Origin of the sequence: Streptomyces sp. NPDC049541 (assembly GCF_044465725.1) — a bacterium.
In the GTDB taxonomy this organism is placed as follows: Bacteria; Actinomycetota; Actinomycetes; order Streptomycetales; family Streptomycetaceae; genus Streptomyces.
This window is the reverse complement of sequence record NZ_JBITLY010000006.1, coordinates 411,215-425,498: the sequence shown is the minus strand read 5'-3', so window position 1 is coordinate 425,498 and position 14,284 is coordinate 411,215. Positions and strand designations below refer to the sequence as shown.

The window sequence follows — 14,284 nt, the reverse complement described above, 5'->3', positions numbered from 1 at the left end:
ACGCGAAGGGCGCCCGGTACTCACCGGGCGCCCTTTTTCGTACGAGAGACCGCTGTCGTACGAGAATCCGTTACAGCTTCTCGATCACGTAGTCGATGCACTTCGTCAGCGCCTCGACGTCCGCCGGGTCGATCGCCGGGAACATCGCGACGCGCAGCTGGTTGCGGCCGAGCTTGCGGTAGGGCTCGGTGTCGACGATGCCGTTGGCGCGCAGGACCTTGGCGACGGCGGCCGCGTCCACCTCGTCGGTGAAGTCGATCGTGCCGATGACCGCCGAGCGCTTGGCCGGGTCGGTGACGAACGGGTTGGCGTACTTGATGTCCTCGGCCCAGCCGTAGAGGGTGCGCGCGGAGGTGGCCGTGCGGCGGACCGCCCAGTCCAGGCCGCCCTGGCCGTTGAGCCACTCCAGCTGCTGGTTGAGCAGGAAGAGGGTGGCGAGGGCCGGGGTGTTGTACGTCTGGTTCTTGCGGGAGTTGTCGATCGCCGTGGGGAGGCTGAAGAACTCCGGGACGTGGCGACCGGAGGCGTGGACGCGCTCGGCGCGCTCGATCGCGGCCGGGGAGAAGACGCCGATCCACAGGCCGCCGTCGGAGGCGAAGGACTTCTGCGGGGCGAAGTAGTAGACGTCCGTCTCGGACACGTCCACCGGGAGTCCGCCGGCGCCGGAGGTGGCGTCGACCAGGACCAGCGCGCCCTCGTCGGCGCCGGCCACGCGCTTGATCGGCATGGCGACACCGGTGGAGGTCTCGTTGTGGGTGAAGGCGTAGACGTCGACGCCCGCCTCGGCCTGCGGCTCCGGGTGGGTGCCCGGGTCGCTGGCGATGACGGTCGGCTCGGCCAGCCAGGGGGCGAGCTTGGCCGCCTTGGCGAACTTCGAGGAGAACTCGCCGAAGTTGAGGTGCTGCGACTTGTTCTCGATCAGGCCGTGCGTCGCGATGTCCCAGAACGCGGTGGAGCCGCCGTTGCCGAGGATCACCTCGTAGCCCTCGGGCAGGGAGAACAGCTCACTGATGCCCTCGCGCACCTTGCCGACCAGGTTCTTGACCGGGGCCTGGCGGTGGGAGGTGCCGAGGAGGGAGGTACCGGTCGCGGCCAGCGCGTCCAGCGCTTCCGTCCGCACCTTGGAGGGGCCCGCGCCGAAACGTCCGTCGGCGGGCTTGATGTCAGCGGGAATCTGGATCTCAGCCACGGGGTGAGGTTAGCTGTTTCGGGAAACATGGGTGAAACCTCGTCCGTCGGGTGAGACGGCGGTGTCGTGCGCGTTGGAACTGGGGGCTGCGCCCCCAGACCCCCCCTTCGGCCTGAACGGCCTCGTCCTCAAACGCCGGACGGGCTGGTTGGTGCCGGCGCTGGCTGATTGGCTGGCCCCATGGTGGATCTCGAGGCACGTTTGCGCGAGGTTGTCCGGGGTGAGGTGCGGTTTGACGCTGCCGCCCGGGCGCTGGTCACGATGGACGCGTCGAACTACCGGCGGGTCCCGCTGGGGGTGGTCGCCCCGAGGGACGCCGACGACGTGGCCGCCGTGCTGGAGGTCTGCCGGGCGCACGGCGTGCCCGTCGTGCCGCGCGGGGGTGGCACCTCCATCGCCGGGCAGGCCACCGGAACCGGTGTCGTGCTGGACTTCACCCGCCATATGAACCGGATCGTGTCGCTGGACCCCGAGGCCCGTACCGCCGTCGTCCAGCCGGGGCTCGTCCTGGACCGGCTGCAGGAGGCCGCCGCGCCGTACGGGCTCCGGTTCGGGCCCGATCCGTCGACGCACAGTCGGTGCACGCTGGGCGGGATGATCGGGAACAACTCGTGCGGCTCGCACTCGGTGGCATGGGGGACCACCGCGGACAGCGTGCGGGAGCTGGACGTGGTCACCGGGCGCGGGGAGCGGTTGCGGCTCGGGCAGGGGTGGGCCGGGGCGCCGGACGGGCTGCGGGGACTGGTCGAGGGGGAGTTGGCGCGGCTGCGGACCGGGTTTCCGGAGCTGCCTCGCCGTATCTCCGGGTACGCGGTGGACGCGTTGCTGCCGGAGAAGGGGGCCGATGTCGCCCGTTCCTTCTGCGGCAGCGAGGGCACGCTGGGGGTGCTGACGGAGGCCGTCGTACGGCTCGTGGAGGCGCCACGCGCGCGTGCGCTAGCCGTGCTGGCGTACGCCGACGAGAGCGGTGCCGCCGAGGCCGCGGCCGGGCTGCTGCCGTACGGGCCGCTGACCGTGGAGGGGATGGCCGCCGATCTGGTGCCGTCCACGGCGGGGCTGCCGCGGGGCGGGGCCTGGCTGTTCGTGGAGACCGGCGGGGAGACGCAGGCGGAGGCACGCGCGCGTGCGGAGGCGGTCGTGCGGGCCGCCGACGTCGTCGACTCGCTCGTCGTCACCGATCCGGGCGGGCAGCGGGCGCTGTGGCGGATCCGGGAGGACGCCAGTGGTACGGCGACCCGGATGCCGGACGGGAGCGAGGCCTGGCCCGGGTGGGAGGACTGCGCGGTGCAGCCCGCGCGGCTCGGCGCCTATCTGCGGGACTTCAGGCGGCTGCTGACCTCCCACGGGCTGCGCGGCACCCCGTACGGGCACTTCGGGGACGGCTGCATCCACGTCCGTATCGACTTCGACCTGCTGAGCGAGACGGGTGTCGGCCGGTTCCGGCGCTTCTCGGAGGAGCTCGCCGACCTGGTCGTGGCGCACGGCGGATCGCTGTCCGGGGAGCACGGGGACGGGCAGGCGCGGGCGGAACTGCTTCCGAGGATGTACGGCGAGGACCTGGTCGCCGTCTTCGAGCGGGTGAAGGGCCTCTGGGACCCCGACGACCTCCTCAACCCCGGCATGCTGGTCCGCCCGGCACCGCTCGACACGAACCTCCGCTTCTCGGTCCTGCCCCGGAAGCCGGTCGACGTGGCCTTCGGGTACCCGGCGGACGGCGGCGACTTCTCCGCGGCCGTGCGGCGCTGCGTGGGCGTCGCCAAGTGCCGTACGACCTCCGCGTCCGGCGCGTCCGTCATGTGCCCGTCCTTTCGGGCGACCGGCGAGGAGGAGCACTCCACGCGCGGGCGTGCCCGGCTGCTGCACGAGATGCTGGCCGGCGAGGTCGTCACCGACGGCTGGCGGTCGACGGAGGTGCGGGACGCGCTCGACCTGTGCCTGTCCTGCAAGGGGTGCCGCTCCGACTGCCCGGTCGAGGTCGACATGGCCACCTACAAGGCGGAGTTCCTGCACCACCACTACGCCGGGCGCCGCCGCCCCGCCGCGCACTACAGCATGGGACGGCTGCCGGTGTGGCTGCGGCTGGTGGACCGCACCCGCACCGCCCGGCTGGTCAACTTCCTCGCCTCGGTGGGCCCGTTGGCGGCTCTTGCCAAGCGGGTGGGCGGGATCGCGCCCGAGCGGGGGATTCCGCGGGTGGCGCCGGAGACGTTCAGCCGCTGGTTCGGGCGCCGGGCCAGAGCGCGGGAGCGGCAGATGATCCGCGAGCTGGGGCTGGAGTACGAGGTGCCGTTCGGCAGGCCTGTGCTGCTGTGGCCGGACACTTTCACTGAACACCTCTCGCCGGAGGTGGGGAAGGCGGCCGTGCGGGTCCTGGAGGCGGCCGGACTGACACCGGTCCCGCTGCCCGAGCTGCCCCCGCACTTCAAGGAGACCCGGCACTTCAGGAAGACCCGCCGCCACCCCGTCTGCTGCGGGCTGACGTACCTCTCGACCGGCCAGCTCGACCGCGCCCGCGAGGTGTTGCGCCGCACCCTCGACCAGCTCGACGTCCTGGGCTCCCCCGAGGTGGCCGAGACCTTCGCGCCCCTCGTCGTCCTGGAACCCAGCTGCGCCGCGGCCCTGCGCACGGACCTGCCGGAGCTGCTGCACGACGATCCGCGCGCCGCCCGCCTCGCCGCCTCGGTCCTGACCTTCGCGGAGGCGCTGGAGCGGTACGCCCCCGACTGGGTGCCGCCCGCCCTCGACCGCCCGGTCACCGGGCAGACCCACTGCCACCAGCACGCGGTGCTCGGCGACGCGGCGGACCGGCGGCTGCGTGCGGCGGCCGGGCTGACGGGCGAGTTGACCGGCGGCTGCTGCGGCCTCGCGGGCAACTTCGGCTTCGAGAAGGGGCATTACGAGGTGTCGGAGGCATGCGCTGAGGACCAGTTGCTGCCGGCGGTGCGACAGGCCCCCGAGGGCGCGGTGGTCCTGGCGGACGGCTTCTCGTGCCGGACACAGCTGGAACAGCTCGCGGGGGTGCGGGGGCGGCACCTGGCGGAGGTACTGGCGGAGGGACTTGAGGAGGGCGTCGGCGGGGGGACTTGAGGAGGGCCGGCGGGGGGACTTCTCAAAGGGTCCTCACAGGATTCATAGCCGGCTCTCAGACTCATAAGCCGGCTCTCAGGTTCATAAGAGAACTCTCAGGTTCGGCGGGGCTCACCCAGGATTCACCCAGGTATTCACAGCCCCTGTTTGCCGTTACCCGGTCGACTTTGCCGTTTCTTGAACTGTCGGGCGTGTAGGTTCATCGATGTCGGGAGCCGGACGCGGAATTCCCGAAGTCACTGAACTGCGAAACCATCAGGAGTTGGAATGAGCCTCAAGAAGCTCGCGCCGCTGCCCCCGAAGCCCAAGAACAAGCAGCTCCCCCCGCCGCCCCCGCCGAAGCCCAAGAAGAAGCACCCCAAGCCGCCGGTGCCGAAGCCGATCCCCGGCGACGACAACTGAGTGAGCTGTGAGAGGACCGACGGCATGCCGTCGGTCCTCGTTTTTCGCGGAATTCAAGGGTCGTTGAATTCAAGAATTGCGGAGGGTGTGTGACATGGATAGGGAAGAGGGCGGGGGCGGGGATCTCGAATACGAGGGTGATACCCCCACCATTCCGGCCCGCACCGCCTTTCGCCGCTTCTGGCCGCTGACCAAGGGGCTCAGGAAATGGCTGCTCGCCGTCTGGGTGTGCACGGTGCTCGCCGCGCTCGCCGAGACCGAGGCCGTCCTGGTCTTCAGTGACCTCACGGACAACGCCCTGCAGAAAGGGTCGCTGGCCGCGTTCTGGGCGCCCGCCGCGAAATGGCTGGGCGTGGCCGTCGTCGGCGCGGTCGTCGCGTACGCCGGAAACTCCGTCGCCGCCTGGGCCACCGAACGGTTCGTGATGAGACTGCGCGAGCATGTCTTCGACCACGTGCAGCAGTTGCCCCCGCACTTCTTCCAGCGCCACCGACAGGGCGATCTGCTGTCCCGGCTGACCAGTGACGTCGAGGCGATCGAGACGATGGTCGTCTCCGGGCTCGTCGGCGCCGCCTCCGCCGTCTTCTCCGCCCTCTTCTACGCGGTCGCCGCCTTCTGGCTGCGCTGGGACCTGGCGGCCGCCACCTTCGTCCTGGCCCCGCTGTTCTGGCTCGCGGCCCGGCGTTTCTCGGGTTCCATCAAGGACGTGTCGCGGGAGGGCCGGGTCGCGGACGGCGCGATCACCTCCGTGGTCGAGGAGTCGCTCGGCAACATCGTGCTGACCCAGGCCTACGACCGCCGGGACGCCGAGCGCCGCCGACTGCACGAGGAGGCGAGCGCCTGGTTCCGCGCCTCCGTCCGCTCCACCCGCCTCAACGAGGCCTACGAGCAGCTCGTCCAGGTCATCGAGACGGTGTGCGTGCTCGCCGTGATCGGCATCGGCGCCTGGGAGATCTCCACCGGCCGGATGACCCTCGGCCAGCTCCTCGCCTTCGCGGCCTTCCTCGGCTATCTCTACCCACCGGTGCGGGGCCTGGCGCAGCTGGGCCTCACCGTCACGGCCGCCACGGCGGGAGCGGAACGGCTGATCGAGATCCTGGACGTCGAGCCATCGGTCACCGACCCGCGCCGCGGCACCGAGACCGGCCGCCCCGACGGCGCGGTCGAGGTCCGGGGCGTCACCTTCAGCTACCCGGGGGCCGACACCGTCGCCCTCCGGGACCTGTCGTTCACCGTCAGCCCCGGCGAGCTGGTGATCGTCACCGGCCCGAGCGGCGCCGGCAAGTCGACGGTCTCCAAACTGCTGCTGCGCTTCTACGACCCCGATGCCGGCGACCTCCTCCTCGACGGCGTCCCGCTGCGCGACTTCCCGCTGGCCCGCCTGCGTGAATACGTCACTCTGCTCCCGCAGGAGACCCTCGTCCTGCACGACACCGTCCGCGCGAACATCGCCTGCGGCCGCCCCGGCGCGAGCGACCAGGCGATCGAGGCGGCGGCACGGGCGGCCGACGCGCACGAGTTCGTCATGGGGCTCCCCGAGGGCTACGACACCAAGGTCGACCCCAACTCGGCCCGGCTGTCCGGCGGTCAGCTCCAGCGCCTCGCGATCGCCCGCGCCATCCTGCGCGATGCCCCCGTACTGGTCCTCGACGAACCGACCACAGGCCTCGACGCCATGGCCGCGCGCCGGGTCGTGAAGCCGCTGCGCCGCCTGATGGCCGGTCGTACGACCATCATGATCACCCACGACCTCAACCTCGCCCCCGACGCCGACCGCATCCTGGTCGTCGACCGCGGCCGCATCGTGGAGAGCGGCCGGCACGAGGAACTGCTCGCGCGGGGCGGCGCGTACGCCCGGCTGCACCGTTCGCAGAACAACGCGGTGACCGATACGGGGGAGCTGCGGATGCCGCTGTTCGCGGAGGGGTTCACCGAGGCGCCGGCGGCCGTTGTCGAGCCCGGGTACGGGCATCAGGGGCACGAGGGGTACCACGGGTACGGGACGTACGAGGCGTGGCAGGCGCCGTCGTACGCCTACGACCAGTACGTACCGCAGCAGGAGGAGCCCTGGCCGGGTGTCTGAGGCTGCCGTGTCCACCATTCAGGACAGCTGCAAAACGGGTTCACACGCCTGACCGAGTCCACTACCCTGGACCTGGCAGTGCATCGCGATGAACGAATCGTGAACCCCGAGCCGAGCACCTGGACCGCCCGTGACCAGCCCCAGCACCACCACCTCACCGTCAGCGGTGCGCACCCCGACGGGCCCGCACCGCCGAGGCTCCCTCGGCCCGGTCGGCCTGGTCCTGTCCGGCGGGGTGTCCGTGCAGTTCGGCGCCGCGCTGGCGGTGAACCTGATGCCGCGAGCGGGCGCGCTCGGCGTGGTCACCCTCCGGCTCCTCGCCGCGGCCGCCGTCCTGCTGCTGGTCTGCCGCCCCAAGCTGCGCGGCCACTCGCGTACCGACTGGGGAACGGTGATCGTCTTCGGTATCACCCTGGGCGCGATGAACGGCCTCTTCTACCAGGCGGTCGACCGCATCCCGCTCGGCCCGGCGGTCACCCTGGAGGTCCTCGGCCCGCTCGCCCTGTCGGTCCTGGCCTCGCGCCGCGCGATCAACGTCGTCTGGGCCGGGCTCGCCCTCACCGGCGTCTTCCTGCTCGGCGGCGGAGGCTTCGACGGCCTCGACCCGGTCGGCGTCGCCTTCGCCCTGGGCGCGGGCGCCATGTGGGCCGCGTACATCGTGTTCAGCGCGCGTACGGGCCGACGGTTCCCGCAGGCGGACGGGCTGGCGTTGGCCATGGCGATCGGGGCGCTGCTCATGCTCCCGCTGGGGATCGCCGAATCCGGCGCGAAGCTCACTGACCCGACGACGATCGCGCTGGGCTCCGCGGTGGCCATCATGTCCTCGGTGCTGCCGTACACCCTGGAACTCCTGGCCCTGCGCCGCCTCCCGGCGTCCACCTTCGCGATCATGATGAGCCTGGAACCGGCCCTCGCCGCGACCGCCGGCTTCCTCGTCCTCGGCCAGTCCCTCTCCGCCTGGCAGGCCGCCGCGATCGCCCTGGTCATCGGGGCGAGCATGGGGGCGGTGCGGACGCAGGTGGGGCGGGGGAAGGCTCCGGTGCCGGAGGCCTGACGGCCTGTGCCGGAGGCGGTCAGCCGCCGGGCTTCTCCCAGACCGACACGTGCTGCCGGCTGTCGCTCGTGAAGGGTTCACGGGTCCAGCCGTCCCACCGGTCGCACAGCCGCAAGCCGGCCAGCCGGGCCATGAGGTCGAGCTCCGAGGGCCAGACGTAGCGGAAGGAGACGGCGAGATACGAGCCGTGTCCCTCGCCGTCGATCCGCACGTGGTGCGAGCTCATCGACTGGGTGGCGACGTCGTACAGATCGAATCCGAGCCGTCCGTCCTCCACCCGGAACGGTACGGCGTTCTGCCCGGGCGGCAGCCGGCGCAGATCGGGGACGCCCACCTCGACGACGAATCGGCCGCCGGGCTCCAGATGCTCGGCGACATTGCGGAAGCAGTCGACCTGAGCATCCTGCGAGGTCAGATTCATGATCGTGTTGAAGACGAGGTACGCCAGCGAGAACCGGCCCTCCACCTTGGCCGTGGCGAAGTCCCCGATCGTCACGCCGATCGTGTCACCCCCGGGCTTGGCCCGCATCCGCTCGACCATCGCCCGGGACATGTCGATGCCGTGCACCTCGACGCCTCTTCGCGCGAGCGGCAGCGCGACTCGTCCCGTCCCGACGCCGAGTTCCAGCGCCCGCCCGCTCCCGGCAAGCTCCGCCAGCAGCTCGACCACCGGATCCAGCGTCTCCGCCGCGAACATCTCCGCCGCCGACTCGTCGTACCCCGCCGCCACGGATTCCAAGAAGTAACCGTCCTCATCGATCACCGGAGGACCGTACTGCCCGGGGGGTGGGCGGCGCGCCTCGATTTTCAGCAGTCGGCGCTGTAGCGGACGCAACCGGGCGGCGGGGAGTGGTCGTGGTTCCACTCCCGCTGTGCGGCCGTCAGCGCTGCGCCGGCCAGCAGGGCCACCAGCAAGTGTGCGACCACGGTCCAGCGTGCACGGCAGACGCCCGCGACGACCGCCAGGACGAGTACGGCGATCAGCAGTTCCCGCAACCGCTCCATGTGCGCGAGGGCAGCCGCGTCGATCTGCGCCTGGTCGCCCTGCGCCGCCCATACCTCCAGCCCGTAGCCGTATATCCAGTCCAGCACGAGCCACCCGGCCTCCAGCAGGAACAGCGGGATCGCGAGGGCGAGGTCCACGCCCAGCCGCGTTCTGCGCGACCAGGGGCGCCGGCGTGCCGAGCGTACGAGGGTGTCGGTCATGCGTGCAGCGTGCTGCGCCGGGCGACGACACGCATGAGCACCCGTACTCAGGCGCGGGGGTTCTGGGCGGTGCCTCGGACGAAGGCGGAGAATGCGGCGGGGCTGAGGGTGAGGATCCCTGCCGGGGGGTTCTTGGAGTCGCGGACGGCTATGCATGCGGCCAGAGGTGCTACTTCCACGCAGTCACCTCCCGTGTCGCCGCTGTACGACGACTTACGCCACCGCGCTCCGGTCAGGTCCTGATGGTTCTGCATACCGTTCCTCCCGTACACCGGCGATCAGCGCTGCCGAGTCCTCGACCGAGAGGGCCGCGGCCTGAAGATGATCGTAACGGGCTGAACCTTCCTTGAAAGCGTCCGTGTTGGCCGTCATGTGCCCCTGGATGAAGTCCTCCGTGTACACGATGTCCGGGTCGTTCGCGAAGCGCAGGAGGTTGAACGAGCCCATCAACCCGGTGTGCGCGCCCGCCCCGAACGGCAGCACCTGTATGTCCAGCCACTTTCGCTCCTGCATGGTCAGCAGATGCGCCAGTTGCTCCCGCATGACCTCCCGGCCACCGACTTCCTGATGCAGCACCGCCTCGCTCAACACCACCCACATCATCGGCGGTTCGTCCCGGTCCAGGATGCGCTGCCGATCCATCCTCGCCGCCACCTTGGCGTCGAGGTCGCCGTCCTCGCGGACCCCGAGGAGCGCTCGCGCGTACGCGGGGGTCTGCAGCAGGCCGTAGACCACCTGGGCCTGGAACGCGGAGATGTATGCCGCCCGCGCCTCCATCTCCGCATACGGCTGAAACCAACTCGGCAACTGGTTGCGCAGAACCAGCCCCACCAACCGCGAGAACGTCCCGTCCGTCCCCAGCGCCGCGTCCACCCGCTCGGAGAACTCCCGCGTCGGCACCCTCAGTGTCGTCTCGACCTGGCCGATCAGCGACCCCGTACAGAACACGATCGAACCGAGTGCCTGTTGGGTCAGCCCCGCTGCCTCCCGGGCACGCCGTAGTTCGAAGCCGTAGTAGTCCAGCGGCGACGCACTGGGATCAAGTTCGCGGATATGCACGGCGATCACCTCCATTCACTGAGGGTAGCCAGTTGACTGCGAACAGGTTCCGGACCTGTGGAAAACAAATTAATGCAAGCATGCTTGCTTGTTTCTGGGCCCCCTGCCATGCTCGCCCCATGGCTGACCCGACGCCCGTGATCGACGATCTCTGCGCGGAGAGCGAGGAACTCGACCTGCTCGTGGCCGAGTTGAGCCCGGAGCAGTGGGCGCTCGCGACCCCGGCGCCCGGCTGGACCGTCGCCCACCAGATCGCGCACCTCGCCTGGACCGACCACTCCTCGGTGCTGGCCGTGACCGACCAGGACGCCTTCGCCCGCGAGGTCGAGAAGGCGCTGGCCGCGCCCGGGAACTTCGTGGACAACGGCGCGGAGGAGGGGGCAAAGAAGCCGCCCGAGCAGTTGCTCGCGGACTGGCGGGCCGGGCGCAAGGCCCTGGCGGACGCACTCCGGGCCGCACCCGAGGGAGCCCGCTTCCCCTGGTACGGCCCGCCCATGTCCACCGCCTCCATGGCCACCGCCCGCCTCATGGAGACCTGGGCGCACGGCGGGGACGTGGCAGACGCGCTGGGTGTGGCCCGCACCCCCACCGACCGGCTCCGGCACATCGTCCGCCTCGGTGTCCGCACCCGCGACTTCGCGTTCGGCGTGCACGGGCTGACCCCGCCGTTCGAGGAGTTCCGGGTCGAACTGACCGCCCCGAACGGCGAGTTGTGGGTGTACGGGCCTGAGGACGCCGACGACCGCGTCACCGGCCCCGCCCTCGACTTCTGCCGCCTGGTCACCCAGCGCGCCCACCGCACCGACCTCGCCCTGCACGCAGAGGGCTCCGAGGCCGACCGCTGGCTGGACATCGCCCAGGCCTTCGCGGGCCCACCGGGTGACGGACGCCCGCCGAAGGGCGGCGGCACCGCATGACGGCGACCCTGTGCATCGGCAACGCCTCCGGCTTCTACGGCGACCGTTTCGACGCCATGCGCGAGATGCTCACCGGCGGTGAGCTGGACGTGCTGACCGGCGACTATCTGGCCGAGCTGACCATGCTGATCCTGGGCCGCGACCGCCTGAAGGACCCCGCGGCCGGATACGCCCGCACCTTCCTGCGCCAGCTGGAGGAGTGCCTCGGCCTAGCTCACGAACGCTCCGTCAAGATCGTCACGAATGCCGGTGGTCTCAACCCCGCCGGACTCGCCGACGCCGTACGGCGGTTGGCCAACCGGCTCGGCATCCCCGTTCGCGTGGCGCATGTCGAAGGCGATGACCTCAAGGCCGCCTACCCGGACAGCCTCGCCGCCCACGCCTACCTCGGCGGCTTCGGTATCGCGGCCTGCCTCCGGGAGGGCGCGGACGTGGTCGTCACCGGGCGGGTGACGGACGCGGCGCTGGTCACCGGTCCCGCGGCCGCGCACTTCGGGTGGGGGCCAGGGGACTACGACCGGCTCGCGGGGGCCGTGGTCGCCGGGCATGTGCTGGAGTGCGGGGCGCAGGCCACCGGCGGGAACTACGCCTTTTTCCGTGACCGCGCGGGTGACCTCCGGCGCCCCGGCTTCCCCCTCGCCGAGATCCACGAGGACGGCAGCTGCGTCATCACCAAACACGCCGGCACCGGCGGTTTCGTCGACGTCGGCACGGTCACCGCGCAGCTGCTGTACGAGACGGCCGGCGCCCGGTATGCGGGACCGGACGTGACGGCCCGCCTGGACACCGTCCGCCTCACCCAGGACGGCCCCGACCGCGTCCGCGTCGAAGGCGTGTGCGGTGAGGCCCCGTCGCCCACCTTCAAGATCGGCCTCAACCGCCTCGGCGGCTTCCGCAACGAGGTCGTCTTCGTCCTCACCGGCCTCGACATCGAAGCCAAGGCCGCCCTCGTGCGGGAACAGATGGAGGCCGCCTTCGATGAGGTCAAGTCCCGGCCGCGTGAGGCCAGCTGGGACCTCGTCCGCACCGACCGCCCCGACGCCCCGACCGAGGAGACGGCGAGCGCGCTGCTCCGGCTCGTGGTGCGGGACCCGGACGAGCGGCTCGTCGGGCGAGCGCTGAGCGGAGCCGCCGTAGAGCTGGCACTGGCCAGCTACCCCGGTTTCCATGTGCTGGCGCCACCCGGAAAGGGCGCGCCTTATGGGGTCTTCGAGGATGTGTATGTCCCCCGTGGCGCCGTCGACCATGTAGCGGTCCTCTACGACGGGCGCCGCATTCCTATAGCCCCGGCACACGACACCCTCGTACTCGACAACCTCACGAGCCCCGAGTTGCCCGAACCACTCCCGGACGGGCCCACCCGGCGCGCCCCGCTCGGCCTCGTCGCCGGCGCCCGCAGCGGGGACAAGGGCGGGAACGCCAATGTGGGCGTGTGGGTGCGGACGGACGAGGCGTGGCGGTGGCTGGTCCACGAGCTGACGGCGGACCGTTTCCGCGAGCTGCTCCCGGAGAGCCGTGAGCTGCCCGTCACCCGGCACGTCCTGCCGAACCTGCGCGCCCTCAACTTCGTCGTCGAGGGCATCCTCGGCGCGGGCGTCGCCGCCCAGCACCGGTTCGACCCGCAGGCCAAGGCCCTCGGCGAATGGCTGCGCTCCCGCCACCTGGACATCCCGGAGGCCCTCCTGTGACCGTTCTGCCGACCACCCTGGACACCAGCGGACCGGACTACCGGGCGGCCCGCGAGGCCATGCTCGCCAAGCTCGCCGATCTCGACGCCGAGCACGCCAAGGCCCTCGCGGGCGGCGGCGAGAAGTACGTCGAACGGCACCGCAGGCGCGGCAAGCTGCTCGCCCGCGAGCGCATCGAACTGCTCCTCGACCCGGACACACCCTTCCTGGAGCTGTCCCCGCTCGCCGCCTGGGGCAGCGAGTACGCGGTGGGCGCCTCGCTCGTCACCGGCATCGGCGTGGTGGAGGGGGTGGAGTGTCTGATCACCGCCAATGACCCGACCGTGCGCGGCGGCGCGAGCAACCCCTGGTCGCTGAAGAAGGCCCTGCGGGCGAATGACATCGCGCTCGCCAACCGCCTCCCCTGCATCAGCCTGGTGGAGTCGGGCGGCGCCGATCTGCCCTCCCAGAAGGAGATCTTCATCCCCGGGGGCGCCATCTTCCGGGACCTGACAAGGCTGTCGGCGGCCGGCATCCCGACCGTCGCCGTCGTCTTCGGGAACTCGACCGCCGGAGGCGCGTACATCCCCGGCATGTCCGACCACGTGATCATGGTCAAGGAACGCGCGAAGGTCTTCCTCGGCGGCCCGCCCCTGGTCAAGATGGCGACCGGCGAGGAGAGCGACGACGAGTCGCTCGGCGGCGCCGAGATGCACGCGCGCGTGTCGGGTCTCGCCGACTACTTCGCCGTGGACGAACCGGACGCCCTGCGCCAGGCCCGCAGGGTGGTCGCCCGCCTCAACCACCGCAAGGCGTACGACGATCCGGGGCCGGCCGAGCCACCCAAGTACGACGAGGACGAGCTGCTGGGCATCGTCCCGGAGGACCTGAAGACCCCTTTCGACCCGCGCGAGGTCATCGCCCGGATCGTCGACGCCTCCGACTTCGACGAGTTCAAACCGCTGTACGGGACGAGCCTGACGACCGGCTGGGCCACGCTCCACGGCTATCCCGTGGGCGTGCTGGCGAACGCCCAGGGGGTCCTCTTCAGCGAGGAGTCCCAGAAGGCCGCCCAGTTCATCCAGCTGGCCAACCAGCGCGACATCCCGCTCCTCTTCCTGCACAACACCACCGGGTACATGGTCGGCAAGGAGTACGAGCAGCGCGGCATCATCAAGCACGGCGCGATGATGATCAACGCGGTCTCCAATTCGAAGGTGCCCCATCTGTCGGTCCTGATGGGCGCCTCCTACGGTGCCGGTCACTACGGCATGTGCGGCCGCGCCTACGACCCCCGGTTCCTGGTCGCCTGGCCCAGCGCCAAGTCGGCCGTGATGGGCCCGCAGCAGCTCGCCGGCGTGCTGTCCATCGTCGCCCGGCAGTCGGCGGCCGCGAAGGGCCGGCCGTACGACGAGGACGGCGACGCCGCCCTGCGCGCCATGGTGGAACAGCAGATCGAGTCCGAGTCGCTGCCGATGTTCCTGTCCGGGCGGCTCTATGACGACGGCGTCATCGACCCCCGCGACACCCGCACGGTCCTGGGCCTGTGCCTGTCCGCCATCCACACCGCGCCGTACGAGGGTGCGCGCGGCGGCTTCGGCGTCTTCCGGATGTGAGGCT

At 71.0% G+C, this 14,284-nt stretch carries 12 protein-coding genes; 7 read left to right on the top strand and 5 right to left on the bottom strand.

Annotation, left to right across the window (positions count from 1 at the left end; translation table 11 throughout):
• Positions 1-70 precede the first annotated feature (70 nt).
• Positions 71-1,189, bottom strand: coding sequence for a phosphoserine transaminase (serC, locus tag ACIBW9_RS24430; protein ID WP_398958338.1), 1,119 nt, complete (start codon positions 1,187-1,189; stop codon positions 71-73).
• A 180-nt stretch (positions 1,190-1,369) separates the two neighbouring features.
• On the opposite strand from serC, the gene ACIBW9_RS24425 reads away from it, so the two are divergent.
• The 4 genes from ACIBW9_RS24425 (at position 1,370) to ACIBW9_RS24410 (ending at position 7,815) form a co-directional block, all read left to right on the top strand.
• A complete protein-coding gene (locus tag ACIBW9_RS24425) occupies positions 1,370-4,276 on the top strand; it encodes an FAD-binding and (Fe-S)-binding domain-containing protein (RefSeq protein WP_398958336.1) in 2,907 nt (968 codons plus the stop codon).
• Positions 4,277-4,543: 267 nt separating this feature from the next.
• On the top strand, positions 4,544-4,678 hold the full coding sequence (locus tag ACIBW9_RS24420) for a hypothetical protein (RefSeq protein WP_275778600.1): 135 nt from the start codon (positions 4,544-4,546) through the stop codon (positions 4,676-4,678).
• A 94-nt stretch (positions 4,679-4,772) separates the two neighbouring features.
• Positions 4,773-6,761 (top strand): ABC transporter ATP-binding protein, encoded by a 1,989-nt coding sequence (locus tag ACIBW9_RS24415; RefSeq protein ID WP_398958333.1) that lies wholly within the window; start codon positions 4,773-4,775, stop codon positions 6,759-6,761.
• 130 nt (positions 6,762-6,891) lie between these two features.
• Positions 6,892-7,815 (top strand): EamA family transporter, encoded by a 924-nt coding sequence (locus ACIBW9_RS24410; RefSeq protein WP_398958331.1) that lies wholly within the window; start codon positions 6,892-6,894, stop codon positions 7,813-7,815.
• Positions 7,816-7,834: 19 nt separating this feature from the next.
• Here the strand turns inward: ACIBW9_RS24410 and ACIBW9_RS24405 are convergent, their stop codons facing one another.
• From ACIBW9_RS24405 to ACIBW9_RS24390, 4 genes are read right to left on the bottom strand one after another with little or no spacing between them, the layout of a single operon-like run.
• Positions 7,835-8,578 carry a class I SAM-dependent DNA methyltransferase gene (locus ACIBW9_RS24405; protein ID WP_398958330.1) on the bottom strand — a complete coding sequence of 248 codons (744 nt, stop codon included), beginning with the start codon at positions 8,576-8,578 and terminating at the stop codon, positions 7,835-7,837.
• A gap of 44 nt (positions 8,579-8,622) precedes the next feature.
• On the bottom strand, positions 8,623-9,021 hold the full coding sequence (locus tag ACIBW9_RS24400; protein ID WP_398958328.1) for a DUF6234 family protein: 399 nt from the start codon (positions 9,019-9,021) through the stop codon (positions 8,623-8,625).
• Between the two features lie 47 nt (positions 9,022-9,068).
• Positions 9,069-9,200 carry a DUF397 domain-containing protein gene (locus ACIBW9_RS24395; RefSeq protein WP_398958326.1) on the bottom strand — a complete coding sequence of 44 codons (132 nt, stop codon included), beginning with the start codon at positions 9,198-9,200 and terminating at the stop codon, positions 9,069-9,071.
• Between the two features lie 34 nt (positions 9,201-9,234).
• Positions 9,235-10,095 carry a helix-turn-helix domain-containing protein gene (locus ACIBW9_RS24390; RefSeq protein ID WP_398958324.1) on the bottom strand — a complete coding sequence of 287 codons (861 nt, stop codon included), beginning with the start codon at positions 10,093-10,095 and terminating at the stop codon, positions 9,235-9,237.
• Positions 10,096-10,199: 104 nt separating this feature from the next.
• Between ACIBW9_RS24390 and ACIBW9_RS24385 the strand changes: the two genes are divergently transcribed.
• From ACIBW9_RS24385 to ACIBW9_RS24375, 3 genes are read left to right on the top strand one after another with little or no spacing between them, the layout of a single operon-like run.
• Positions 10,200-10,997, top strand: coding sequence for a TIGR03084 family metal-binding protein (locus ACIBW9_RS24385; RefSeq protein ID WP_398958322.1), 798 nt, complete (start codon positions 10,200-10,202; stop codon positions 10,995-10,997).
• Positions 10,994-12,685 (top strand): acyclic terpene utilization AtuA family protein, encoded by a 1,692-nt coding sequence (locus ACIBW9_RS24380; RefSeq protein ID WP_398958320.1) that lies wholly within the window; start codon positions 10,994-10,996, stop codon positions 12,683-12,685. Before ACIBW9_RS24385 ends, ACIBW9_RS24380 begins: the two co-directional genes overlap by 4 nt.
• Positions 12,682-14,280, top strand: a complete 1,599-nt coding sequence (locus ACIBW9_RS24375) for an acyl-CoA carboxylase subunit beta (RefSeq protein WP_398958318.1) — start codon at positions 12,682-12,684, stop codon at positions 14,278-14,280. Before ACIBW9_RS24380 ends, ACIBW9_RS24375 begins: the two co-directional genes overlap by 4 nt.
• The last annotated feature ends 4 nt before the right edge of the window (positions 14,281-14,284 follow it).